Here is a 22,416-nt window from a genome sequence, read left to right on the forward strand (position 1 = left end):
TTCCTTCTTCGCGGTGGGTGGGTCAGGGGGGTGGGTCGGGGAGGGGTCAGAAGTTGCTGACCGACTGGACGGTATGCGCACGGGGCAGCGACCCCAGCCCGGCCAGGGCCCGCCCGGTGACGGCGTGCGGCCCGGGTGCGACATCGATCACGACGCCGGGCTCGTCCGGCGCCAGCGGTTCGAGGGTCGCGAACTGCGAATCGAGCAGCGCGACCGGCATGAAGTGATCCGCGCGCCCGGCCATCCGCCGGGCGATCAGCGCGCGGTCGCCGGTGAGGTGGAGGAAGACGGTTCCGGGGGCGGCGGCCCGCAGCCGGTCGCGGTAGGCCCGCTTGAGCGCCGAGCAGCTGACGACCCCGCCGAGCCCCTCGCGGCTGTGCGCCCAGGCGCCGATCGCATCCAGCCACGGCGCCCGGTCGGCGTCGTCGAGCGGGGTTCCGGCGGACATCTTGGCGACGTTGGCGGGCGGGTGGAAGGCGTCTGCCTCGGCGTACGGCACGCCGAGCGCGTCGGCGAGCAGCCGCCCCACGGTGGTCTTGCCGGTGCCCGCCACTCCCATGACGACCACGACGTCCTGACCGGTCTTCCCGGTCGTCTCGCTCCGCACCTCATCTCACCGTCCTCATCGACATCGACCTTGGCGCGGAGGACACTCAACCCCATAGGTCACACGTATTCAATAGTTGGAAACCAATTAGTCATACTTAATTGCCCGTGACGAGGAGCACGTAGGCTGAACGTCCCGGGCGTTCGCCGAGCGCACGGGGAGGGGTGGAGACGACCGGGGAGACGCATGACCAGCCACGACGAGGGCGCCGACGGCTCGGAGCAGGGCCAAGGACCACGGGTGCGCGAGCGCGGACTGCACGGCAGGGTGCTCGCCTCGCTCGGCCCCGCGATCACAGCGGGTGAGTACCCGCCGGGCACGGTGCTGCTCACCGAGGAGCTGGCAGCGCGCTACGAGGTCTCCCGCACGGTGGCGCGGGAAGCCGTACGGGTGCTGGAGTCCATGCACCTGGTGGAGTCGCGCCGCAGGGTCGGGGTCACCGTGCTGCCCCCCGAGCAGTGGAACGTCTACGATCCGCAGGTCATCACCTGGCGCCTCGCCGGCGCCGACCGGGGCCGCCAGCTGCGCTCCCTCACGGTGCTGCGCTCGGCCGTCGAACCGGTCGCGGCCCGCCTCGCCGCCGAGCAGGCCACTCCCGAGGAGTGCGCCGCGCTGACCGAGCACGCCCTGGGCATGGTCGCCACCTCGCGCGGCGGGCAGCTCGACAACTACCTGGTGCACGACATCGACTTCCACCGTGCCGTGCTGCGCGCCTCCCGCAACGAGATGTTCGCCCGCCTCGGCGATGTCGTCGCGGCCGTCCTCACCGGCCGTACCCAGCACGACGTGATGTTCAGCGACCCCCGCCAGGAGGCCGTCACCCTGCATGTCCAGGTGGCCGAGGCCGTCCGCGAGCGCGACGGCGCCCGCGCCGAACGCATAATGCGCACCATCACCGAGGACGCCATGGCGGAGCTGGACGTACTGGCGCCGTAGCTGCCTGCGGCTCGCCCGAAAAGGTCACGCGGTCACTGGCAGGTGCCTTCCAGAGCGCGGGCCCGCGCGGAGGCGTCGACGATGAGCTCATGGCAGAGCCCTCCGGCGACACCTCCCCGCCACGCCCCGGTGCCCCGTCCTGGGCGTGGCCGCTGCTGGGCCCGGCTGTCGCGGTGCTCTTCGTGGCGTACTTCCTGCTGCCGGCGCAGGTGCTGGGGCCCGAGCGGCCGGCGCTGAGCTGGACTGTGTTCATCGTCGTGCTGGCGGCCATCGCCGCGCTGCTGCTCAAGCACATGCGGGACGCGATGTTCGACCGGCCCGGCACGGTCGTGGCGCTGGTGTCGCTGATGTGCTTGTCGGTGCTGGTGTTCTCCTCGGCGTACTTCGTGATCTCGCACGATCCGGGCGAGTTCCACGGCCTGCGCACCCGGCTGGACGCCTTCTACTTCACGCTGCTGACCCTGGCCACCGTCAGCTACGGCGACATCCAGCCACGCGGTCAGTCCGCGCGACTGCTCATCCTGCTCCAGATCCTCTACACACTGGTCTTCCTCACCGCCGCCGCGACCTCCCTCACGGGCAAGCTGCGCCGCACCGCAGCAAGCCGCCCCCCACGAGGGAGGGCCCGGAAACGCGGTCCCGGCTGAGTCACCGCCGACGACGCGGGCAACTACCGCCACCGGCGCGGCGGGTGCGGCACGGCCCGCATCGCGCGAGGCGCCGTCCCGCGCACCCCGGCGCTGTCAGTCCCCCGTGCGAGGATGCGAAGCGGCCTTGCGAACGATCGCTTACGGGGATGGCCGTCCGAGCCACGTCAGCTGAGTCAGGGACAGGGGCAAGACGATGCGTACTGTGACCATCACCGGAAGCCGCACGGCGGGGCACCACGACTCCGCCCACTATGCGCAGCTCTTCACGGCGTATTTGGCGCCGTTCGCGGCCGACGCGCACTTCTACCTCGGCGGCGCCCGCGGAATCGACAGCCTCGCGCTGACATGGCTGGCGAACGAGACGAGCGCCTGGCTCACCGTGGCCGTCCCCGGCACGCTGGACCAGCAGCCGCCCGAGGCAAGACATGCGGTCAACCGCGCCTGGGACCGCCTCGCGGAGGTCGTCGAACTCGGCGCCGACCCGCTGGACGACGCCGCGTATCTGGCCCGCAACCGGTGGATGGTGGACCGCTCCAGCATGGTGATCGGTTTCCCGGTCGGCACCAGCACCCAGTCCGGCACCTGGCAGACCCTCGACTACGCGTCCCAGCGGGGAAAGGCCCGGCTGATCGTGCCGACCTAGTACTCCAGCGGGGGCGGCGCTGCGTCTCCGTGGCCGATGCCGCGCGACGGCGAGGCCGGAGACGGCAGTTACCGCCCCCACCACATCCCGCTCCGTGGCGCTACAACTTGATCGAGCTCGCCTTGTTGTCGAAGCCGTTGTTCGTCAGGTCCTTGTCCTCACTCTCGGACTGTGCGGTGTAGCCCGACGCACCGGCGCAGTTGGCGCGGTCGTACATCTTCACGCTGTAACTGGTGTTGTTCACCATCGAGCTTGCCTTGTTGCTGAAATCGTCGGTGGACAGATTCCAGCAGCCGAGCCCGTCGTGGACGTAGGCCAGGCCACGACCCTCGAAGTCGTCGTGCTCGTACAGGCAGAGGTACCGGGATGTGCAGTTGTCGCCGGTGACGGCCTGCGTGGTGGCCTGCGCGGTCGAGGGCAGGCCGATCAGGCTCGCGGCGCCCAACGACAGGGCACCTATACCCATAGCGATTTTGCGCTTCACTAGTGCAATCCTCCATAGCAGTGCTGCACGTGCGATGACCCCCGTGGCCTGCCGCCGTGTCAGCTGGGGCTGGAGGATCTTAGCCTTCGACACGATGACGCAGATGCGATTCAAGAAGACTCGGAGGGCTGGCGTGCACCCCTTCGCAGATGTGCAGGCGTCCATTTCAGTTCCACCACAGCGCCAGCACATGTCAGCGGCATGCCTGGGCAGTGGCCACCGTATGCAGAGGAGCAGTTGTGAAGAGAGGGCGATCTCGATGTCGTCGGGAAGGGGCTGCTCGACCTGTTCCAACTGCTCGCGCTCGACGACGAGTGGCTGCGCGAGATCTCGCCCTTCGAGCTGCAACTCGAACGGTAGTGCCCGGCGGCCCGGGATTGGAGCCGGGTGGCCGGGGCACTCGGGCAGCGGAGGTGAGAAGACATGGGTGCCTTGCTACTCGTACTGCTGCTCGCGCTGATCCTTTTCGGCGCGGGGTTCGCGCTGAAGGCGCTGTGGTGGATCGCGGTGATCGTGCTCGTCCTGTGGCTGCTCGGGTTCTTCGTGCGGCCTGCGGTCGGAGGGCGGCGCGGGCGCTGGTACCGCTGGTAGGCGAGGGCTGCCGGCAGGAGCGGCGCTGTCCGCTCCTGCCGGCAGCCAATGGGTCGTAAGGTCACATACATGGACACAACCGCCCTCCTCACGGACGCCTTCACCCGCGTGAACGGCGAGGTCCACTCCACGCTCCGCGGCATCAAGAAGAGGCACCTCAACGAACAGCTCGACCCGGCGACCAACAGGGTGAGCTGGCTGATCTGGCACCTCACGCGGGTGCAGGACGACCACCTCGCCGACGCCGCCGGAACGCAGCAGATCTGGCACGCAGAGGGGTTCGAGGAGCGTTTCGGGCTGCCCCTCCCCTCCGACGACACCGGATTCGGCCACGCGCCCGCGGACGTGGCCGCCGTCCGGGTGGACTCGCCGAAGCTGCTGCTGGAGTACCACGACGCGGTGCACGAACAGACTCTCAACTATCTGGGCACCCTCAATGCCCGGTCGCTCGACCGCATCGTCGACGACGCGTGGGACCCGCCGGTCTCGCTCGGGGTACGCCTCGTCAGCGTCATCGGCGACACCATGCAGCACGTCGGTCAGGCGGCCTTCCTGCGCGGCGTGCTGGAACGCCGCTGAACCCAGATCAAGCCCCAGCCGCAGCACCAGAGCCGAAGAGAGGCGCGCCCCGTGATCCCCCAGCGCACCGCCACCAGCTCAACCCTCACCCTGCATGTCAACGACACCGCGCACACCGTCACCGTCGACCACCGCGCCACCCTCTTGGACGTACTGCGCGAACAGCTCCACCTCACCGGCAGCAAGAAGGGCTGCGACCACGGCCAGTGCGGCGCCTGCACGGTGCTGCTGGAGGGGCGCCGCGCGAACAGCTGTCTGCTGCTGGCGGTGGCGTACGACGGCGCGCATCTGACCACCGTCGAGGGGCTCGGCGACGAGGAGCACCCGCACCCGCTCCAGCAGGCGTTCCACGAGCGGGACGCCTTCCAGTGCGGCTACTGCACACCGGGCCAGATCGTCTCGGGCGTCGGCATGCTGTCCGAGGCCGCCGAAGGCCACCCTTCGCACGCCACTCCGGCCGCGGCACTCCAGCGGGCCACCGGCGCTCCGGTGGAGCTGGACCGCGACGAGATCCGCGAGCGGATGAGCGGCAACATCTGCCGGTGCGGCGCCTATCCGCACATCGTCGAGGCGATCGAGGACGTGATGGCGTACACCGGCGGGCACAGCGATGCCGCGCACGCCCCCCGCCGCAGCGACTCCGACGCCGTACCGGCGAGGTGAGCGTGCGATGAAGCCCTTCACCTTCGAGCGCGCCACCAGCCCCGAACAGGCGGTCTCCGCGTTCGCGGCGCAGCCCCACGCGCGCTTCCTGGCGGGTGGTACCAATCTGGTGGACCTGATGAAGCTCGGCGTCGAGACGCCCGAGCACCTCATCGACGTCTCCCGGCTGCCGCTGAACGACATCGAGCCCACCGCCGACGGCGGCCTCCGTGTCGGCGCCAACGTCCGCAACACCGACCTGGCCGCGCACACATCCGTCTGCCGAAGCTATCCGGCGCTCGCCGAGGCGTTGCTGGCCGGCGCCTCCGGGCAGCTCCGCAATCTGGCCACCACCGGCGGAAACCTTCTCCAGCGCACCCGCTGCCCCTACTTCCAGGACCTCTCGGCGCCCTGCAACAAGCGCGAGCCGGGCTCGGGCTGTTCGGCGCGGGAGGGAGTCAACCGGGACATGGCGGTACTGGGCCACTCCGAGCACTGCGTGGCCACCCACCCCTCGGACATGGCGGTGGCGCTGGCCGCCTACGACGCGGAGGTGGAGCTGCTGGGGCCGGAGGGGAGCCGGACGGTGCCGGCGGCCGAGTTCCACCGGCTGCCCGGTGACACTCCGCAGCGGGACACGGTGATCCGGCCCGGCGAGCTGATCTCGCACGTCACCCTCCCGCCGCCGCCCGCCGGTGCCCGCGCCGCCTACCGCAAGGCCCGCGACCGCGCCTCGTACGCTTTCGCGCTCGCCTCGGCCGCCGCCGTTCTCGCGCTGGACGGCGACGGGACCGTACGGCATGCCGCGCTCGCGTTCGGCGGGCTGGCGCACCGGCCGTGGCGGGCACGTACCGCCGAGCGGATGCTGATCGGCGCGCCCGCCGACGCCGAGACCTTCGCCCGCGCCGCCGACGCCGAACTGTCCGATGCCCGTCCGCTGTCCGACAACGCCTTCAAGGTGCCGCTGGCCCGCAACGTGGCCGTACATATGCTCACCGCCTTGGCCGGTGACGCCCCGAACCGCCCCGCAGGGACGTGAGGACGAGGACGATGGCCGTAGACGACACCACAGACACCACCCGCACCGGCCGCACCGCCGAGCGCGTCCTGGGCTCGCCCGCTCTCCGCCGCGAGGGCCCCGCCAAGGTCACCGGCACGGCGCGCTACGCCGCCGAACACACCCCGCCGGACTGCGCATATGGCTGGCCGGTGGCCGCGGCCGTGCCGCACGGCGGCGTCACCGTCATCGACGACAGCGAGGCCATGGCGCTGCCCGGCGCGCTCGCCGTCCTCACCCATGAGAACGCGCCCCGGCTCGGCGAACCCGACGACCCCACCCTCCACCTGCTCCAGACTCCACGGGTGCCGCACCGCGGCTGGTACGTGGCGCTGGCCATCGGCGAGACGCCGGAGGTGGCCCGCGAGATGGCGCGGGAACTCCGCGTCAGCTACGACGAGGAACCGTACGACGTGCTCGTACGCGCCGACCACCCGGAGCTCTACTCCCCGGAGCAGGCCAACGGCGGCTATCCCGGCGCCCGCGAGGCGGGCGACTTCGATGCGGAGTACGCCGCGGCACCGCACCGCTTCGACCTCACCTACACCCTCGGCCCGCTGCACAACCACCCCATGGAGCCGCACGCCGCGACCGCCGTGTGGGAGGGCGGGCATCTGATCGCCTACGACTCCAGCCAGGGCGCCACCCTGGTGAGCGAGACGCTGGCCGCGATGTTCGACCTCGACCCGCGACAGGTCACCGTCGTCGCCGAACACGTCGGCGGCGGCTTCGGGTCCAAGGGCACCCCGCGTGCTCCGGTGGTGCTTGCCGCGATGGGTGCCAAGCACACCGGGCGCGCCGTCAAGGTTGTCCTGCCCCGCCGGGAGCTGCCCTTCGTGGTCGGCCACCGTGCCCCCACCGTCCAGCGGCTGCGCGTCGGCGCCCGCGACGACGGAACGCTGGCCGCGCTCGGCCACGAGGTGGTCACCCACACCTCCGTCATCAGGGAGTTCGTGGAGCAGGCCGCCGTGCCCTCGCGGGTGATGTACGGCGCCGACGGCAGCCGCACCGGACACCGCGTCGTCGCGCTGAACGTCCCCACCCCCTCCTGGATGCGGGCCCCCGGCGAAGCACCCGGCATGTACGCGCTCGAATGCGCCATGGACGAGGTGGCCACCGCGCTGGACATCGACCCGATCGAGCTGCGGCTGCGCAACATCCCCGACCGGGAGCCCGACAGCGGCAGGCCGTTCAGCAGCCACCACCTCGCCGACTGCCTGCGCGAAGGCGCCCGCCGCTTCGGCTGGGAGCGCCGCGACCCGCGCCCCGGCGCCCGGCGCGACGGCGAACTGCTGCTGGGCACCGGCGTGGCAGCGTCCACCTACCCGGCGTACGTCGCCCCGTCCACCGCCTCCGTCCAGACGATGGGCGACGGCGCCGGGCCCGCCTATCACGTAAGGATCAACGCCACCGACATCGGCACCGGAGCCCGCACCGTCCTCGCCCAGATCGCCGCCGACGAGCTCGGCGTCCCGCTGGACGCCGTCCGGATCGACGTCGGCAGCAGCGATCTGCCCACAGCCCCGCTGGCCGGCGGCTCCTCGGGCACCGCCTCCTGGGGCTGGGCCGTCCACAAGGCGTGCCGCGAGCTGCGGGAGTCGGGCGGCACCATCGTCACCGTCGACACCACCAGCGACGTCCAGGCCCAGGAGGAGTATGCGCGGCACGCCTTCGGCGCCGTCTTCGCGGAGGTCTCCGTCGACGCGGTGACCGGCGAGGTGCGGGTACGCCGGCTGCTCGGCGTCTTCGCCGCGGGCCGCATCCTCAACGCCCGTACGGCCCGCTCACAGTTCATCGGCGGGATGACGATGGGCCTGGGCATGGCGCTGACCGAGCACAGCTCGCTGGACGCCCGGCTCGGCGGCTTCGTCGAGAAGGACCTGGCGGGCTATCACGTCCCTGCACACGCGGACGTCCCCGACATCGACGCGCACTGGATCGAGGAGCACGACCCGCACCTCAATCCGGTCGGCGGCAAGGGCATCGGCGAGATCGGCATCGTCGGCACCCCGGCCGCTATCGCCAACGCCGTCCACCACGCCACCGGCCGGCGCTACCGCGAACTCCCCCTCACCCCGGACCGGGTGGGCCTGATGGGGTGAGGGGGAGCGGGGCTCTGGGACGTGAGCGGAGTTCGGCGGCTGCTTACTGCTGCTTACGTCCTTGTGCTCACTTCCCGGAAGCCAGGGTGCTCACCTGCTCGTGGGACGTGAGGAACGGGGCCGTGGTGTTGACCCGCGAATACCCCTGAGCAAAACCGTCGTCGGAATACAGTTCCGCCCAGCTGTCCGACACCTTGACGCCGTGCTTGTCCGCGATGTGCTGCAGGATCTTCTCGTTGTCCTGAACGTCCCTGCGGGCCATTTCGTCGTAGATCTTTCCGGCTGCGTCCGCCTTCTCGACGGTTTCGTCGAACTTGAGGTGCTGTGCGTCGAAGTCGCTGGCCCACGCGCTTTCGGCACTGCCGATGAGGCTCGAGACGACCACGGCCGAGACAGGGTTGCCGGCGAACCTCTGCATCGCGGAAGCGCCGTACACAATGGTGCCGAAGGCGCCGTTGCCCCACATGCGTCCACTCAAAGTCGCAGCGTCGAACTCCTTGGCCTCCCGGACCGCGGGCCCGATGATCGCCTCCTGCCGCCCGATGGCCATGGTCCCGGACACCTCGCCCGAGGTCCGGAGAATTTCCTCCACCGTGTTTTCCCTGCTGGCGTTGTACCTCTCGTTCGCGGGGAGGTCGCCGGCGAGGTGGTGCTCGAGTACCTGGCTGGTATAGGTCTTCTGCCCGTAGGTCAGCGCCGCGTTCGCGTCGGGATCCTGACCGACCTGGACGAGGAAGCGTGTCGCGTCGGCGTGGTTCATCTCGGCCTGATGCCCCTGCATCGGGAAGAGCTGGTCGCCGTGGCTTCCGTCCTTGATGGCGCGGAAGATGTCGGGCGTGTACTCGGCCGCTGCTTTGCCGAGGTATTCGTGCATGCCGGGCTTGAGCGTGAAATCATCCTCGACGTTCGCGGTCTTCTTGATGATCCGGCTCATCAGCTCGGCCTGGTCCTTGGTGTGCGGGGGGACATCCTTCGGCATCGGCTCGTCGAAGGGGTGCCCGGTGGTGGCCGAGTTCAGCGCGTGGGACATGGCCTGGACGCCGCCCTTGACGTCCTTCAGCTTGCCGTCGTCGGCGACCTCGCCGTCCTCGGGCCAGTCCCGCTTCGAGGTGAAGTAGTCGAAGTTCTCCTTGTCCTTGAAGAACTCCGTGGACGCCTCCGGGTTGTGCCCCAGGGCCTCCATGAACCCTGTGACAGGGTCCTCGCCCGCGTCGTTCTTCGGGCCGAAGTTGAGAAACGCGGAGTCGGACAGGCCGCCGCTGATCCACTTGCTCGTCGGATCGTTCGTCGGGCCGTTCATGGCCGGCTCTTTGTCCTTCTCCATGAGTTTGTTGCCGTAATCATGGAGGAAGTCCTTGTCCCACTTCCCCGTTCGCATCAGATTGCTGAGCACCTGGGCGTTGTAGGGGCCCTTGTCCGCGTACGGGCTGCCCTTCGCTTCCTCGGCGTTGATGCGATTCATGCTGATGTCCAGCATGTCCTTCTTCCACTTCGCCATTTCTGGCGAGTCGGACTGGCTGGCCAGTCCGAGCACGGGCCCGAGATTGTCCTGGAGCGCGGCGAGACGGTTGATCTCTGCCTTGCTGCGCTCCACCTGGACAGAGCCCGCGGCACCGTTCTGCTTGTACTCCGGCTTGGCCATGTTGAACCAGAAGTCCAGCGCCCCCTTGGGGCCCATTCCGAGGGCGAACTTCTCGGCGAAGTCCGGGTTGTTGGCATTCTTGGCGAGGATGCCGTTGAGCCTGGACAGCTCCTTCGGGCTCATCTCGGTGCCCTCGTCCTTGGCCAGGTGCAGGGCGGTTTTGAGGTCTTGCTTCGTCTCCTTGTCGACGTCCGCCAAGTGGCCGTAGACGTTGTCGTTGAAGCCCTTGCCCGCCGGGTTGAGCAACAGGGCGGTCTTGAGATCGTGGTCGGCGTCGCTCGCCTTTTGGATGGCTTTTTTGATGCGGTCGTTGTACGCAGCGATCGCCGTATCGAACTCAGGCTTGTGCTTCGCGCTGGTCCGGGAGTCAACATCGGCCGGCGGGTCGTATTCGACCGTGCCCGTCTTCTCGTTCAGCTTCAGCCAGCTCTTCCCGCCACCCTTCGGCTCGGTCAGTGCCGTCTCAATTGCCTCGAGCTCCTTCTTGGCGGCCTCGATCTTGGCGAGTGCGTCGGACATGACCGTGCTGGTCTTCTGAGCCTGCCCGGCTGCCTCCAACACCTGGTTCTGGACGCCGGTGAAGGCTTTGAAGGCCGCGTCCTTCGCATCGCCGTGCCATCCGGACTGGTGGGTGCTCAGCGGTTTGGTGACGGTGCGGTCGAAAGTCCTGTGGAACTCCCGGAATGCCTTGGGGAGTTTGACCCATTCGCGCACCGCCTCGCGCAGCGGCGTCAGATTGACGTGACGGACTGTCGTGTAGTCGAGGGTGTGCTCGCTCATCGGCCGGCCTCACTCCAGGAATTCGGCTCGAACGTCGGTGTCGACGTCGGCGGGTGGGGGCCGTACAGCGGCTTCTGCGTCAAGTTCGGGTACAGGGGATTCTGCGGTGTGGTCAGGTCCGGACCCCCCGGACGGTACAGAGGCGGCTTCGGGTTGAGGAGATCGTTGAGCGACGGCTTGCCTTCCTTCTCACGCCGCTCGCGTGCGACCTTCTCCACCTCCTCCTTCGTCCACGCGTCGGTCGTCTTGAATTCGTCGGCGGCCTTGTCAAGCGTCTTCGCCACGCTCGCGTACCTCTTCTTCAGGTACGTCATCTGGCCGCGCCACATCTGCTGGAACTCCTTGAACGCCTCGTCGCTGACGAAGCCCTTCATGGAGCCGGGGACCTGTTCGGTCTCCCGCATGGCAGCGTTGTCAACCTTTTGAAAGGAGGTGCTGAGGACCTCTCTGACCTTCTTCGCATGACCGCGCAGTACGTCGTCCGTTACCTGGAGCCACTTTCCGTCGCCCTTCCCCCCGCCCTGGTCGCCGCCCCCCTTCCCCCCTGCGCCGTTCAGCTGCATCGAAGTCGACTGTGTGGCTCGGGCGTTCGCTACCAAGCCCGCCCATTCCTCTCCGAAAGACATAAATCCCCGCTCCCGTCGGTGAACACCTCCGACCTCCAATGAACGTACAAGAAAACTCGATGTGCGTCTCCCGAAGAACCTGTGAAGAACGGAAACTTGACTCATCCCGGACACACAGCCGTCCGGTGTCGGCCACCACAGGCATCCTGCCCGCGGGTGAGGCGGAAAATTCGGATGCCGACCGAGCGGCGCCGGGTCACTATGCCCCTATGTCCGACGCGATGACCGCCTTGGTGACCGAGTGAGATCCGGGCCGAGCGGCGCCCGCTACTACCGTGTGGACTGCGAGAACGGGATAACCGTCGACGACCCCTCCGAGGACTCGCTGGTCATGCTGATCGGCGACCTCGACGAGGTCGACAACACCTTTCTGGTCCTGCAGCCGGACGGGGGCTCCGATTCCTGGTTCGCCACGGTCGCCGTACTGGAGGAGGGCGGCTACGACGTCGTACGGCGCGATCCGGACCGCGGCGAGCACGAGGTCACGACAGAGACGAGCGCTGCCCGCATCGCGCAGGAGCTGACAATCTGGGCCGCCCGCCGCTTCCACCCGTCACCGCGCGCGTGAGCGGGGGACCGAGCCGCCGCCCGAGCCCGCACCGGCGCCGCCCCGCTCCCCGAGCGCCAGCCGTACCGCCTCCAGCGCGCCGGCGAAGGAGACCTCGCTCAGTACGCCGGGGGCCGCCACCTGGTCGCCGACGAGGTAGCGGCCCTCGCCGCGGTCCACGGCGGGGCGGTCGCGCCAAGTGGTGCCCGGGACGTCCACCGCGCCGGTCCGGCCGTCCGCCGTTGCCTCCGTACGCCGTACGACGCGTTCCCGCCATCCCGGGAATCCCAGGTCCAGCAGGTGTTCCGCGCGGGAGAGCGCGGCGGCCCGCGGCTCGTCGGGGGCCAGGGGGAACTGGGCCTGGAGCAGCGACTGTCCGGCAGGTGCCAGCGAGGCGTCGCTCGCCGTGAACCGTTCGATCCACCCCGGCGCGTCCAGGTCGGAGACCACGAAGGCGTCTCCCGTACGGGCTTCCAGCACCAGGTCCAGCAGCGCCGTATGCCCGCTCGGCCAGCTCAGCCCGGGGTCGTCCAGCAGCGCACGGGCCACCGTCAGCGGGGTGGCGACCACGACGGGGCCACGCCGGGCCGCCTCCCCGAGCGCGTCGGCGTCCACGCGTGCCCGCAGCTCGACACGTACGCCCAACTCCCGTGCACGCGCGGCCATCCGCTCCACCAGAGCCGCCCAGCCGCCGCGTGGATAGTGCGCCTCGGGTGGCAGCTTCGAGGCGCGCCGCATCCGCTCGTGCGTGAACGCCGCCGACAGCTCGCCCGGCGCGTGGTGGAAGGTGGCGACCGCCGCGAAGTTCGCTGCCGCCCGCGCCGTGTCCTCTCCCAACTGCTCGGTGGCCCACTCCAGATAGGGCACCTCGACGGGGGCGCTCCGCCTGCGCCGCAGCCGCAGCAGCGCGGCCGGCGGGGTGCTGCGCAGCGTGCCCCCGTGGTGGTAGCGCACCCGCAGCCCTTCCCTGAGCGGTACCCGGGCCATCGGCGGCAGCAGGCTCCGCTGCTTGAGCCAGCGCCAGTGCGGTCCGCCGTTGTAGAGCGCGTGCGGGCCCTCGTTGGTCCGGTACGGCCCGTCCGCCGTGCGCGCCCGCCCGCCGAGCGTGCCCCGTGCCTCGTACAGCGTGACCTCGGCGCCTGCCTCGGCGGCGGCCAGCGCGGCGGTCAACCCGCCGAGACCGCCGCCGACGACGGTGAGGTGAGGGGCGTGAGTGGCGTGAGGGGCGTGTGCCATGGGAGTCTCCAGCTTCCGCGACCGGATCTGCCTGCTCCCTCAGCGACGAACGGGAGCGCCCCGGATGTGACATCGCTCCGTCGCCGCACCGCACCGGCTGTCACCGACCTGGGTGCTCACCGCCCCCGGAAGTGCTCCACCAGCCGTGAGTAGCTGTCGCCACCGTGGCCGGCGTCGATCGCCTGCTCGACCAGGTCCAGGGTGTAGCGCGGGAACGTGGTGTCCACCCCGCGCGCGGCGCACTCCCGCACCAGGTCGGCCACCGAGGGCCGGTGCGCGGACAGAGCGCCGTACTCGGTCGCGTACGCACCGCTGTCGATCTCGCCCGCGAGCAGGGGGAAAAGCCCCAGCAGCGCGGTGAGGGAGGGGTTGGCCCGGTCCAGGAAATCGGCGACCGGCACGCCCTCGTCGGAGAGCAGCGCCGCAGCGTGCAGGAATCCGTTGAGAGCGCCCCACATGGTGCCGTGGACGGCCATCCCGTACAGCGTCGGAACCCCGGCGTCGGCGCCGAGCAGAGTCCCGCGTCCGCCGATCAGCCGTAGCGCGGCCGCATAGCGGTCGTACAAGGTGCGGGAGCCGCCGTAGAAGACGACCGCCTCCGGGCTGCCGACCCCGGGGGCGATGGTCATGATCTGTCCGTGCAGATACGCGGCTCCGCGCTCGGCCGCCCACGTGGCAACTGCTCTGACCTCCTGTGATGTGCCGTCCGTCAGATTCAAGACGGCCCGCCCGGCGAGCGCGTCCCCGGCCGTCTCCAGCAGCTCGCGTGCCGTCTCGTTGCCCTGCACGCTGACGACGACGAGTTCACCGCTCCGCACTGCTTCCCGTACGTCGGACGCCTGGCGCGCCCCCTTCGCCACCCAGGGGTCCGCCTTGGCCGCCGTACGGTTCCACACCGTGGTCGGATGGCCGCCGCCCAGGAACGCCGAGGCAAGCGCCCCTCCCATCTCGCCAAGCCCCAGCACACTCACCGGTGGTGTGACGGCCGTGTGCTCGTCGGTACCGGTCATGGTTCCCCTCTCCCCGCTGCTATGCCGGGCGTGATCGCCCGTCCGTGCAGCGAGGCTCCTTCTTGAACCTGGGTTCAAGTCAACCCCCGCACGTCGCACGCACGCCCGCGGAGCCCGACCCGCTGCCCGTCTGCCCACATGCGGCGGACCCCGGGCGCTCTTACGCTGGTCGAGTCCGCGACCACCGGCAGCGAGGTGCGGTGACCATGCCAGAACTCCCCGACGTAGAGGGCTTCCGGCGGGTACTGGCCGACTGTGCGCAGGGCCGGACGATCCAGCGGGTCGAGGTGCGGGACGCAGGCGTCCTGCACGGCGTCAGCGCGCGCCGGCTCAGCAGCGATCTGGAGGGCCGGAAGTTCACCGAGCCGGAGCGGCACGGCAAATGGCTCCTCGCGCACACCGGCGGGCCCACCCTTCTGCTGCACTTCGGCATGACCGGCCGCCTCGTCTGCGCAGCCGCCGACGACGAGCCGCACCGCCACGACCGCGTACTGTTCACGCTCGGCGACGAGCGCCAGCTCCGCTACCGTGACCAGCGCAAACTCAAGGGCATCTGGCTCGCCGACGACCCCGAGGCCGCCCGGCTCCTCGACGACCAGGGCCCCGACGCGCAGACCGTCCCGCGCACCGACTTCGACGCCGCCCTCACCGGCCGCCGCGGACGCCTCAAGGCAGCGCTGACCGACCAGTCGGTACTCGCCGGGCTGGGCAATCTGCTGGCCGACGAGATCCTGTGGCAGTCCCGGCTGCACCCCTCCCGCCCCACCGGCTCCCTCACCGACGACGAGCGGGCCACCCTCTACCGGACGATGCGCCGGGTGCTGCGTACTTCCGTGGAAGCCGAGTGCGTCCCGCCCCGCGACAACTGGCTGACCGGCCACCGCGACGACCCGGGCCGAGCACCCTGCCCGCGCTGCGGCACCCGGCTGCGCTCGGCCCGCGTCGCCGGCCGCACCACGCTCTGGTGCCCGCACTGCCAGCCGGATCCGGCCTCGTCGTAGCAGCACTTGCGGCAGTGCAGCCCGTGCAGGCAGCGCATCGCCCTCGAGGCCCGGGAGACATCGCCCTCAAGGCCCAAGACCAGTACCTCTTTCGCCTGAAGTACCCGGAGCAAGCGGCCCTCGCGGACCGCCGTTCAGCCGTAGCAGTCGTAAGGATCAGCGGCATGAGCAGCGACAGCAGTCCCCCCTTGCCCGGGCCGGAAGAGAACGCTGACAACGAGAACGGGAAAAGGATCCCGGCGAGGGAGTACGGCCCGTGGGAACTTCGCCAGGTCCTCCTCGCGCGTACCAACGAACTCCAGGCCCTCCTCGAAGACCGGTGGCGTACGCACGGCAAGGACCGGAACGACCTGCTCGACAAGGCGAAGGACGAGCTGAACCGCGCCCGCAGCGTGCTGTCCCATGCGCACAAGAGAAAAAGAGCCGCCTCGCATATTGCGGTGGGGCAGATCCATGTCGACACCGCGCACAATCTCTTGCTGCGCCTTTCCGACCCCGAAGAGATCGTGTCGATGATGCCGGGAGTGCTGGCGTCGGTACGCGAGGCACTGCCCGCCGAGGACCCCCGCCGTGTCGCCGTCGAGAGAATCTCCCGGTCCCCCGCGAAAATCACGGAGTCCGAGCGGGAGTCGCTCCTGGACGCGGTAAGCGTGGCCCGGCACGTCCGCATCCAGAAGACGCTGCGTGTCCGCAGTTTCGTCAACATCGTGCGCTGGGTCGCGGGGGGCCTGGCGGTCGGTGTGGTGCTGGTGGCCGTCCTGGGATGGTTCTTCGACGACACCGTCCCGCTGTGCTTCTCGCCCGACCGGGTTTCAGGCGGCGACGAGTACCACGTCGTCTGCCCGACGAGATCGTCCCCGGACGCGAAGGCGAAACGCGTCGACGCGAGCCTTGCGACAACGACCGCCCCCGCGGACTATTTGGCCGTCGAATTCGTCGGGCTGGTGGCCGCCGGAATTGCGGCAGCCGCCACCATCAGGCGTATCGGCGGAACCGCGGAACCGTACAACGTGCCCTTCGCCCTTGCCCTGCTGAAGCTTCCCATGGGTGCGCTGACCGCCGTACTCGGACTACTCCTGATGCGCGGCGGATTCGTCCCCGGGCTGACCGCGCTTGATTCCTCCGCGCAGATCATCTCCTGGGCCATCATCTTCGGTTACGCCCAGCAGATCTTCACGCGGCTCGTCGACACCCAGGCCAGAAACGTCCTCGCCGCCGCAAGCGGCTCGTCAACCCCCACCCGCCCTCCACCGCCAAAACCCGCCAACCAGGGGGACTGACAGCCGGTGGATCGTCACCTGGGGCAGCCCGGGAGCCTGTCGGGCCACGTCCCCGGCGCGGCCCGCGGAGCGTGGCCGAATCATGACGCTGGACCGGATTGGCTCTGTACCGGAGGGGTGCCAGGCCGCTAAAGTAAGACCGCTCTCACAATTCTACGGAGAAGGAGAGGAGGAGTGCCGTGCTGATTCATATGCGTGACTGGGCCACCAAGAGTCCCCGACGGGGAAGCGTGAGCCGTAAGTGGCGGGAAGCTGCTGGAAGGGCCGGATCCTTCATCTTCTCCGCCCCAGGAATTCAATTCCTGTCAGAGTGAATCGCAGAGAGCGCGCCCGGCCCGTGCGCGGGGAGGCGAGCGCGATGTTCCTCGAACTTCTTACAGCCTTGGGTACTTTCTTCGGCGGCCTCGGTGCTCTTATCGCGGCTACCACTCAACTCCTCACCTTCTTGAAGAAGAAGGATGGTGCGAGGGAGATTGAACAGAGCGGTGTCGGTGGCGACGGGCCGAACCCGTGGATGATTCCTGCAGCGGCGGTCATACACCTGGCCGTAGCAGCTTGACGGCTCCTCCTCAAGGTCCCGTTCGGGCGCGCCAGAAATTGCGAGGAGACGCGAACAAGATGAGACAGCGAATAAACGGAGGGCGGGACCACTCGCCCTCCGTTTATTCGCGCTGACGATCAGCCGCTAATGCTGATCGGCTCGGCCTTCGGTGGCGTCCTTCAGCGCGTGGTAAGCCTTGACGTCGGGTGAGGACTCGGCGTCCTCGAGCCTGCTGGTCCGCGCGTCGAAGAACGCCATTTCCACCACGCGGATCTCGCCGGGGTCGTCGTGGTCCGCGATCTGCGGGAGGCTGCCCCGCACGCTGTCGATGCAGTCCGCGCGATGCTGCGCGTTCCCGCGGCCCTCCAGATCGCACCCGTACTCGGCGAAGATGTGCGGCTTCGACGCGTAGTCGTGCTTCTCGTCCGACCAGTCCTCGAACCATCGCTTCCGTTGGACCATGCGTTTGCCCAGTTCGGCGGCCGGGGTGCCCTGCGCGATGTACGGGTCCTGGCCCACGATGTCCACCTTGTCGTTTCCGGGCCACAGATTCGCGTGGAAGTCCTTGTCGTTCCGCCAGCCCTGGACGATCCAGACCAGCCGCACCTTGTCCGCGCCCACCGCTTTCCGGGCCTTCGCGACCTGGTTCCACATCCCACGGAAGTCGGCGTACTGATAGCCCTCGCAGGGCTTGATCTCGCCGCAGTTCTCCCGGAAGTCCAGCTCCGGTTCATGGGCGATGGACAGCCAGATGTCCGAACAGGTGTCGTGCTGCTCGCAGGTGGCCTGCAGTCGTCGCATCACGTTGCGGAGCTTCTGTGCGTTGGCGCCGCTTGCCGTATAGGCCCAGTTCTGGCCGGCGGGGTAGGGGCGCCAGGAAAGGTGCAGTTGCTTACCGGCGGCGAGCGCGGACCTCTCGTCGTCCCCCGTCGGCTTGTCGTCGAGAGGTTCTTCGCCCGGCGGACGGTAGTTGCGCCAGTGTCCGGCGAACGGTCCGTACTGGTCCTCCGCCGCACGCATCCGGTCCCCCCACGTCCCTCGATCCGCGGGGTGGTTGTTACGGAAGTGCCCCAGCACCGGCAGCCCTTGCTGCGCGGCCCGGGGCGACGCGGTCTCGGCCCGCCCGGTCTCGGCCCGCCCGGTCTCGGCCCGCGCGGTCTCGGCCCGCGTTGTGGCCGACGCGGTCTCGGCCGGCGCAGTCCTGCCCTGTGCGCCCAGTGAGGTGGCCAGCAGCGCCGCGGCGCCCAGAACCGCGGCCGTACGCGCAAATGAAACCGGCATCGTCTGCCTTCCCTTCTGTGCCGTTGGGTGGCGGTCACAGGTGCTGCTGCCGGGCCCCCCGACCCGGCAGCAGCGCTCCCCCGTGTCCCCCGTGGTCCCTCGTCCCACCTTCTTGCTTCTCGCGCTTCGCTGATCCCGACTCTCGTTGCCCCGAGCATTGTCTGTAAGCCCAGTTCGGGGGGTAGACAAAGGGGCATCGCGTGGCGGACGGGGCCGCCGCCAGGGGCAAGGGGGAACGGGGCAATGCCGGGACGGACGGAGAATCCGCTGGATCCGTCGGAGGGGCCGGTGCAGCGGTTCGCGTACGAGCTGCGCAAGCTGCGGCAAGAGGCCGGGGGGCCGACCTATCGGGCAATGGCACGGCGGGTGCCCTATGCGACGGCGACGCTCGCGCAGGCCGCCGCCGGTCGGAAACTGCCCTCACTGCCCGTAGCCCTGGCGTATGTGGCCGCGTGCGGCGGCGCCGCGGAGGAGTGGGAGCGGCGCTGGCACGAGGCGGAAGCGGCGCAGCGGGACGAGCCGCGGCCCGCCGCCGAAGACGCCGTACCGCCCTACCCGGGGCTGCGGCGCTTTCAGCCGGAGGACCGGGAGCGGTTCTTCGGCCGGGAGCAACTCACCGCCGACCTGATCGCGTTGGTACGGGCACAACGGCTCACGGCCCTCGTCGGGCCCTCCGGCAGCGGGAAGTCCTCGTTGCTGCGCGCCGGACTGATCCCCGCACTGCGCGAAACGGCGGCGCCGGGGGAGCGGCCCGTCGCCGCACTGCGCGAAACGGCGGCGCCCGGGGAGCGGCCCGCCGCCATCCGGATCCTCGCACCCGGCCCGCATCCCGCCCGTACCCATGCGCGGCTGCTGACGCCGGACCCGGCGGGCGGCGACACGGTCGTGGTGATCGACCAGTTCGAAGAGATCTTCACCCTGTGCCACGACGCGGCGGAGCGGGCGGAGTTCATCGGGCTGCTGCTGACGGCCTGCCGGCCCGGAAGCCGCTTACGGGTCGTCCTCGCCGTACGGGCCGATTTCTTCGGCCACTGCGCCGGACACCGGGAGCTCGCCGACGCGCTGCGCGATGCCACCCTGCTGGTCGGGCCGATGACGCCGGAGGAACTACGGAAGGCCGTCGTCGGACCGGCCACGGCCGCTGGCCTGACCGTGGAACGCGCCCTGACCGCACGGATCGTGGAGGAGGTCAGCGGTGAACCGGGCGCGCTTCCGCTGATGTCCCACGCGCTGCTGGAAACGTGGCACCGCCGCAGCGGCGGACGGCTGGGCGTCGCCGGATACGAGGCGGCGGGCGGCCTGCACGGCGCCGTCGCGCGTACCGCCGAGGAGGTCTACCGGCAGCTCCCGCCGGAGCAGGCCGCATGCGCGCGCCGGATCCTGCTGCTCCTGGTCACCCCCGGCGAAGGCGCCCAGGACACCCGGCGCACCGTCGGCCGTACGGAACTGGAGCACGGCCCCGGGGAGGAGGAGGGCGTCGTCGGCGCCGTCCTGGATCGCCTCGCGCGCGCCCGGCTGCTCAGCCTCGACGACGGCACCGTGGACCTCGCCCACGAGGCGCTGATCACCTCCTGGCCCCGGCTGCGCGGCTGGATCGAGGAGGACCGCGAGCATCTGCTGGTGCACCGGCGGCTGACCGGGGCCGCCGCCGAGTGGGAGGCGCTGGCGCGCGACCACGGCGCGCTGTACCGGGGCAGCCGCCTGGCCACGGCCGAGGAACACTTCGCGGAGACCGGGCGCGAGGCCGAACTGACCGAGCGTGAGGCCGCATTCCTCGCTGCGAGCATCGAGGCGCGGGACGAGGAACAGCGCGCCGCCGTACGGCGAGGCCGTCGGCTGCGCGCCCTGACGATCGGCCTCGCGGTGCTGTTGGTCGTGGTCACAGGCGTCGGTCTGATCGCGGTGCAGCAGCGGCAGCGCGCAACGGACACCCGGCGGGACGCCGTCTCCCGCCAACTTGCCGCACAGGCGATGCAACTGGCCGACCACCAGCCCGGAACGGCCATGCTGCTGAGTGTGGAGGCGTACCGTACGGCGCCCACGCCCGAGGCGCGCGGCGCACTGTTGACGATGTCAGCGCATCGGTCCTACCGGAAGGAAATCGTCGCGCACCCGCAGGCGCTGACCGGCGTTGCCTTCAGCCGGGACGGCGCCCTGGCCACCGCGAGCGGGGAGGAGGTACGGCTGTGGAACCCCGACCGCCGCAGCCGGCGGCCGATGGCCACCCTGCCTACGAAGTCACCGGTTCAGGCGGTGACGTTCAGCCCGGACGGACGGCTGCTGGCCACCGGCGGCGACAACGGGGACCTGGTCCTATGGGACGTGGAAAAGCGTGCGAAGGCGGCAACCCTGCGCGGGCACGACGAGGCCGTCAGAAGCGTCGCCTTCAGCCCGGACGGCCACCGCGCGGCCAGCGGCGGCGCTGACGGAACCGTACGGCTGTGGGACGTCGAGGACCGCACCTCGCGTGACACGCTCACGGAATCCGAAGGGCCGGTCAACGCGGTGGCCTTCAGCCCGGACGGCCGTACGGTGTCGGCGGTCGGCAACGACGGCGCGGTACGCATCTGGTCCGCGGGCCCGTCCACCGCTACCGGTAAGCGGCTCGCCACCCTGAAGGGCCACACCGGACCCCTCGACACGGTGGCGTTCAGTCCGGACGGCGACCACCTCGCCACCGCCGGGCGGGACAACGCCGTACGGCTGTGGGACGTGCGGCGCCGCGAGAGCGACGGCGTGCTCAGCGGGCGCAGCCAACGGGTCAGGGCCCTCGCGTTCAGCCCGAACGGGCACACCCTGGCCACGGCCGGGAACGACACCACGGTCACGCTCTGGGACACCGGACGCCGGGCCCGCAAAGCCACCCTCAGGGGGCATACCCGCAACATCTACGGGCTCGCGTTCCACCCGAAGCGCAATCAGTTGGCCTCGGCCGACGAGGGCGGGCGCGTCATTCTGTGGGACCCGTCGCAGATCCCGCTGTCCGGACACCGCACCCGGCTGAACGACGTCGCCTTCGACCCTGACGGCAGATCACTCGCCACCGCCAGCGACGATGCGACGCTCGCCGTGTGGGACACCCGGCGGCGCACCCGCAGCACCCTGCTGGGCCGGGGCAGGGGGCCCGTACACGCCGTGGCGTTCAGCCACGACGGGCACACCGTCGCCGCAGCCACCGGCGATCCCCGGTGGCCCAGAACCTCCACACTCACCCTGCGGAATCCCAAGGGCGACTCCCGCCCCGTCCGGCTCACCTCCGGCCACAAGGGCCGCGTCATGGGCGTCGCCTTCAGCCCGGACGGCCGTACGGTCGCGACGGTGGGCATCGACGGGAAGGTCGTACTCTGGAACGCCCGCCGCCACACCCGGCTGGCCACTTTCGACAGCGGAGCCCGCTGGAGCGACGCCGTGACCTTCAGCCCGGACGGCCGCCTGCTCGCCAGTACGCACAACACCGGAACCATCCTCTGGAACGTGGCGGAACGCACTCGCGCGGCGACCCTCCGCAGACACAAGAGCTGGGTCACGGATGCCGCGTTCAGCCCGGACGGCCGTACGCTCGCCACCTCGGGGCGGGACGAGCGGGTGATCCTGTGGGACGTGGCCGACCGCGAGCCGAAGGCCACGCTGACCGGCAGCACGGGACCCGCGATGGACGTCGCGTTCAGCCCGGACGGCCGTACGCTCGCCACCGCCGGCGCGCACAGCGCGGTCACCCTGTGGGACATCGATGACCGCGAGATCCTGGCCACTCTGTCCGGCCACACCCAGCTCGTCACCGCGCTCGACTTCAGCCCCGACGGCCGCACCCTCGCGACCGCGAGCAACGACACCACGGCCCGCCTGTGGGACACCGACCCGCAGCGCGTGACAGCCCAGCTGTGCGCCGCCCTCGACCGCAACCTCACCCACGAAGAATGGCGGCGCTTCCTGCCCGACTCCCCCTACCACCACACCTGCGTACCCCGCTGAAACCCAACTCGCGAACTGCCACGGCGAAGCCGGGCACCCACGAAGCAGTAGCGCACGCGCCAAGTCCCTCCACCGTGGCTTCCGCCAGACCGATCTGGCGGACCGACAGACCGTCCAAGCCAGAGGGCGGTCGGGCCTCTCAGCACCCGCCCCGCGTATCGCGCGTGCGCCACACGGCTCTCCGAGCGATCACGGAGGTCGATTCGAGT

The 22,416-nt window shown here is 70.1% G+C and carries 20 protein-coding genes; 13 read left to right on the forward strand and 7 right to left on the reverse strand.

The genetic code is table 11. The features are described from left to right. Positions 1-46: 46 nt before the first annotated feature. Positions 47-559 carry a gluconokinase gene (locus tag ACTWQF_RS30010; protein ID WP_443282933.1) on the reverse strand — a complete coding sequence of 171 codons (513 nt, stop codon included), beginning with the start codon at positions 557-559 and terminating at the stop codon, positions 47-49. A 234-nt stretch (positions 560-793) separates the two neighbouring features. Between ACTWQF_RS30010 and ACTWQF_RS30015 the strand changes: the two genes are divergently transcribed. The 3 genes from ACTWQF_RS30015 (at position 794) to ACTWQF_RS30025 (ending at position 2,836) form a co-directional block, all read left to right on the forward strand. Further along, positions 794-1,543 (forward strand): FadR/GntR family transcriptional regulator, encoded by a 750-nt coding sequence (locus ACTWQF_RS30015; protein WP_443282884.1) that lies wholly within the window; start codon positions 794-796, stop codon positions 1,541-1,543. 89 nt (positions 1,544-1,632) lie between these two features. Continuing rightward, on the forward strand, positions 1,633-2,190 hold the full coding sequence (locus tag ACTWQF_RS30020) for a potassium channel family protein (RefSeq protein ID WP_443282885.1): 558 nt from the start codon (positions 1,633-1,635) through the stop codon (positions 2,188-2,190). Between the two features lie 196 nt (positions 2,191-2,386). Next, a complete protein-coding gene (locus ACTWQF_RS30025; RefSeq protein ID WP_443282886.1) occupies positions 2,387-2,836 on the forward strand; it encodes a hypothetical protein in 450 nt (149 codons plus the stop codon). A 100-nt stretch (positions 2,837-2,936) separates the two neighbouring features. Here the strand turns inward: ACTWQF_RS30025 and ACTWQF_RS30030 are convergent, their stop codons facing one another. After that, positions 2,937-3,302 carry a peptidase inhibitor family I36 protein gene (locus tag ACTWQF_RS30030; protein ID WP_443282887.1) on the reverse strand — a complete coding sequence of 122 codons (366 nt, stop codon included), beginning with the start codon at positions 3,300-3,302 and terminating at the stop codon, positions 2,937-2,939. 441 nt (positions 3,303-3,743) lie between these two features. Between ACTWQF_RS30030 and ACTWQF_RS30035 the strand changes: the two genes are divergently transcribed. The 5 genes from ACTWQF_RS30035 (at position 3,744) to ACTWQF_RS30055 (ending at position 8,291) form a co-directional block, all read left to right on the forward strand. Further along, positions 3,744-3,911 (forward strand): DUF5670 family protein, encoded by a 168-nt coding sequence (locus tag ACTWQF_RS30035; RefSeq protein WP_443282888.1) that lies wholly within the window; start codon positions 3,744-3,746, stop codon positions 3,909-3,911. A gap of 69 nt (positions 3,912-3,980) precedes the next feature. Next, complete coding sequence (locus ACTWQF_RS30040; protein WP_443282889.1) at positions 3,981-4,490, forward strand: mycothiol transferase; 510 nt, start codon at positions 3,981-3,983, stop codon at positions 4,488-4,490. A 51-nt stretch (positions 4,491-4,541) separates the two neighbouring features. After that, a complete protein-coding gene (locus tag ACTWQF_RS30045) occupies positions 4,542-5,153 on the forward strand; it encodes a (2Fe-2S)-binding protein (RefSeq protein WP_443282890.1) in 612 nt (203 codons plus the stop codon). Between the two features lie 7 nt (positions 5,154-5,160). Then, on the forward strand, positions 5,161-6,171 hold the full coding sequence (locus ACTWQF_RS30050; RefSeq protein WP_443282891.1) for an FAD binding domain-containing protein: 1,011 nt from the start codon (positions 5,161-5,163) through the stop codon (positions 6,169-6,171). Positions 6,172-6,182: 11 nt separating this feature from the next. Beyond that, positions 6,183-8,291, forward strand: a complete 2,109-nt coding sequence (locus ACTWQF_RS30055) for a xanthine dehydrogenase family protein molybdopterin-binding subunit (protein ID WP_443282892.1) — start codon at positions 6,183-6,185, stop codon at positions 8,289-8,291. Positions 8,292-8,358: 67 nt separating this feature from the next. On the opposite strand, the gene ACTWQF_RS30060 is transcribed toward ACTWQF_RS30055, so the two are convergent. Continuing rightward, positions 8,359-10,713, reverse strand: coding sequence for a hypothetical protein (locus ACTWQF_RS30060; protein WP_443282893.1), 2,355 nt, complete (start codon positions 10,711-10,713; stop codon positions 8,359-8,361). Continuing rightward, the gene (locus ACTWQF_RS30065; protein ID WP_443282894.1) at positions 10,710-11,276 is read right to left on the reverse strand and encodes a WXG100 family type VII secretion target; all 567 of its coding nucleotides are present in this window, start codon (positions 11,274-11,276) and stop codon (positions 10,710-10,712) included. Before ACTWQF_RS30065 ends, ACTWQF_RS30060 begins: the two co-directional genes overlap by 4 nt. 304 nt (positions 11,277-11,580) lie before the next feature. On the opposite strand from ACTWQF_RS30065, the gene ACTWQF_RS30070 reads away from it, so the two are divergent. Then, positions 11,581-11,907 (forward strand): hypothetical protein, encoded by a 327-nt coding sequence (locus ACTWQF_RS30070; protein ID WP_443282895.1) that lies wholly within the window; start codon positions 11,581-11,583, stop codon positions 11,905-11,907. On the opposite strand, the gene ACTWQF_RS30075 is transcribed toward ACTWQF_RS30070, so the two are convergent. Both ACTWQF_RS30075 and ACTWQF_RS30080 read right to left on the reverse strand, forming a co-directional pair. Next, on the reverse strand, positions 11,893-13,122 hold the full coding sequence (locus tag ACTWQF_RS30075; protein ID WP_443282896.1) for an NAD(P)-binding protein: 1,230 nt from the start codon (positions 13,120-13,122) through the stop codon (positions 11,893-11,895). The genes ACTWQF_RS30070 and ACTWQF_RS30075 overlap by 15 nt on opposite strands. A gap of 116 nt (positions 13,123-13,238) precedes the next feature. Beyond that, the gene (locus tag ACTWQF_RS30080; RefSeq protein WP_443282897.1) at positions 13,239-14,132 is read right to left on the reverse strand and encodes an NAD(P)-dependent oxidoreductase; all 894 of its coding nucleotides are present in this window, start codon (positions 14,130-14,132) and stop codon (positions 13,239-13,241) included. Between the two features lie 206 nt (positions 14,133-14,338). Here ACTWQF_RS30080 and ACTWQF_RS30085 point away from each other — a divergent pair, with 206 nt between their 5' ends. The 3 genes from ACTWQF_RS30085 (at position 14,339) to ACTWQF_RS30095 (ending at position 16,972) form a co-directional block, all read left to right on the forward strand. After that, on the forward strand, positions 14,339-15,133 hold the full coding sequence (locus tag ACTWQF_RS30085; protein WP_443282898.1) for an Fpg/Nei family DNA glycosylase: 795 nt from the start codon (positions 14,339-14,341) through the stop codon (positions 15,131-15,133). 164 nt (positions 15,134-15,297) lie between these two features. Continuing rightward, positions 15,298-16,413: a hypothetical protein gene (locus ACTWQF_RS30090; RefSeq protein WP_443282899.1), complete on the forward strand. Its 1,116-nt coding sequence runs from the start codon at positions 15,298-15,300 to the stop codon at positions 16,411-16,413. Positions 16,414-16,771: 358 nt separating this feature from the next. Further along, positions 16,772-16,972: a hypothetical protein gene (locus ACTWQF_RS30095; protein ID WP_443282900.1), complete on the forward strand. Its 201-nt coding sequence runs from the start codon at positions 16,772-16,774 to the stop codon at positions 16,970-16,972. A 126-nt stretch (positions 16,973-17,098) separates the two neighbouring features. Here the strand turns inward: ACTWQF_RS30095 and ACTWQF_RS30100 are convergent, their stop codons facing one another. Beyond that, entirely contained in the window at positions 17,099-18,235 is a 1,137-nt protein-coding gene (locus ACTWQF_RS30100) for a hypothetical protein (RefSeq protein ID WP_443282901.1), read from the reverse strand. Positions 18,236-18,478: 243 nt separating this feature from the next. On the opposite strand from ACTWQF_RS30100, the gene ACTWQF_RS30105 reads away from it, so the two are divergent. Then, positions 18,479-22,207 carry an nSTAND1 domain-containing NTPase gene (locus ACTWQF_RS30105; protein WP_443282902.1) on the forward strand — a complete coding sequence of 1,243 codons (3,729 nt, stop codon included), beginning with the start codon at positions 18,479-18,481 and terminating at the stop codon, positions 22,205-22,207. Positions 22,208-22,416 lie beyond the last annotated feature (209 nt).

The sequence above is a fragment of the Streptomyces sp. 8N114 genome, assembly GCF_052245835.1.
In the GTDB taxonomy this organism is placed as follows: domain Bacteria; phylum Actinomycetota; class Actinomycetes; order Streptomycetales; family Streptomycetaceae; genus Streptomyces.

Coding starts and splice junctions, on each gene's coding strand:
- ACTWQF_RS30050 (WP_443282891.1), top strand. CDS start 5,161: ATGAAGCCCTTCACCTTCGAGCGCGCCACCAGCCCCGAACAGGCGGTC.
- ACTWQF_RS30100 (WP_443282901.1), bottom strand. CDS start 18,235: ATGCCGGTTTCATTTGCGCGTACGGCCGCGGTTCTGGGCGCCGCGGCG.
- ACTWQF_RS30015 (WP_443282884.1), top strand. CDS start 794: ATGACCAGCCACGACGAGGGCGCCGACGGCTCGGAGCAGGGCCAAGGA.
- ACTWQF_RS30040 (WP_443282889.1), top strand. CDS start 3,981: ATGGACACAACCGCCCTCCTCACGGACGCCTTCACCCGCGTGAACGGC.
- ACTWQF_RS30035 (WP_443282888.1), top strand. CDS start 3,744: ATGGGTGCCTTGCTACTCGTACTGCTGCTCGCGCTGATCCTTTTCGGC.
- ACTWQF_RS30020 (WP_443282885.1), top strand. CDS start 1,633: ATGGCAGAGCCCTCCGGCGACACCTCCCCGCCACGCCCCGGTGCCCCG.
- ACTWQF_RS30025 (WP_443282886.1), top strand. CDS start 2,387: ATGCGTACTGTGACCATCACCGGAAGCCGCACGGCGGGGCACCACGAC.
- ACTWQF_RS30055 (WP_443282892.1), top strand. CDS start 6,183: ATGGCCGTAGACGACACCACAGACACCACCCGCACCGGCCGCACCGCC.
- ACTWQF_RS30095 (WP_443282900.1), top strand. CDS start 16,772: ATGTTCCTCGAACTTCTTACAGCCTTGGGTACTTTCTTCGGCGGCCTC.
- ACTWQF_RS30085 (WP_443282898.1), top strand. CDS start 14,339: ATGCCAGAACTCCCCGACGTAGAGGGCTTCCGGCGGGTACTGGCCGAC.
- ACTWQF_RS30090 (WP_443282899.1), top strand. CDS start 15,298: ATGAGCAGCGACAGCAGTCCCCCCTTGCCCGGGCCGGAAGAGAACGCT.
- ACTWQF_RS30010 (WP_443282933.1), bottom strand. CDS start 559: ATGGGAGTGGCGGGCACCGGCAAGACCACCGTGGGGCGGCTGCTCGCC.
- ACTWQF_RS30065 (WP_443282894.1), bottom strand. CDS start 11,276: ATGCAGCTGAACGGCGCAGGGGGGAAGGGGGGCGGCGACCAGGGCGGG.
- ACTWQF_RS30105 (WP_443282902.1), top strand. CDS start 18,479: ATGCCGGGACGGACGGAGAATCCGCTGGATCCGTCGGAGGGGCCGGTG.
- ACTWQF_RS30060 (WP_443282893.1), bottom strand. CDS start 10,713: ATGAGCGAGCACACCCTCGACTACACGACAGTCCGTCACGTCAATCTG.
- ACTWQF_RS30030 (WP_443282887.1), bottom strand. CDS start 3,302: ATGGGTATAGGTGCCCTGTCGTTGGGCGCCGCGAGCCTGATCGGCCTG.
- ACTWQF_RS30080 (WP_443282897.1), bottom strand. CDS start 14,132: ATGACCGGTACCGACGAGCACACGGCCGTCACACCACCGGTGAGTGTG.
- ACTWQF_RS30075 (WP_443282896.1), bottom strand. CDS start 13,122: ATGGCACACGCCCCTCACGCCACTCACGCCCCTCACCTCACCGTCGTC.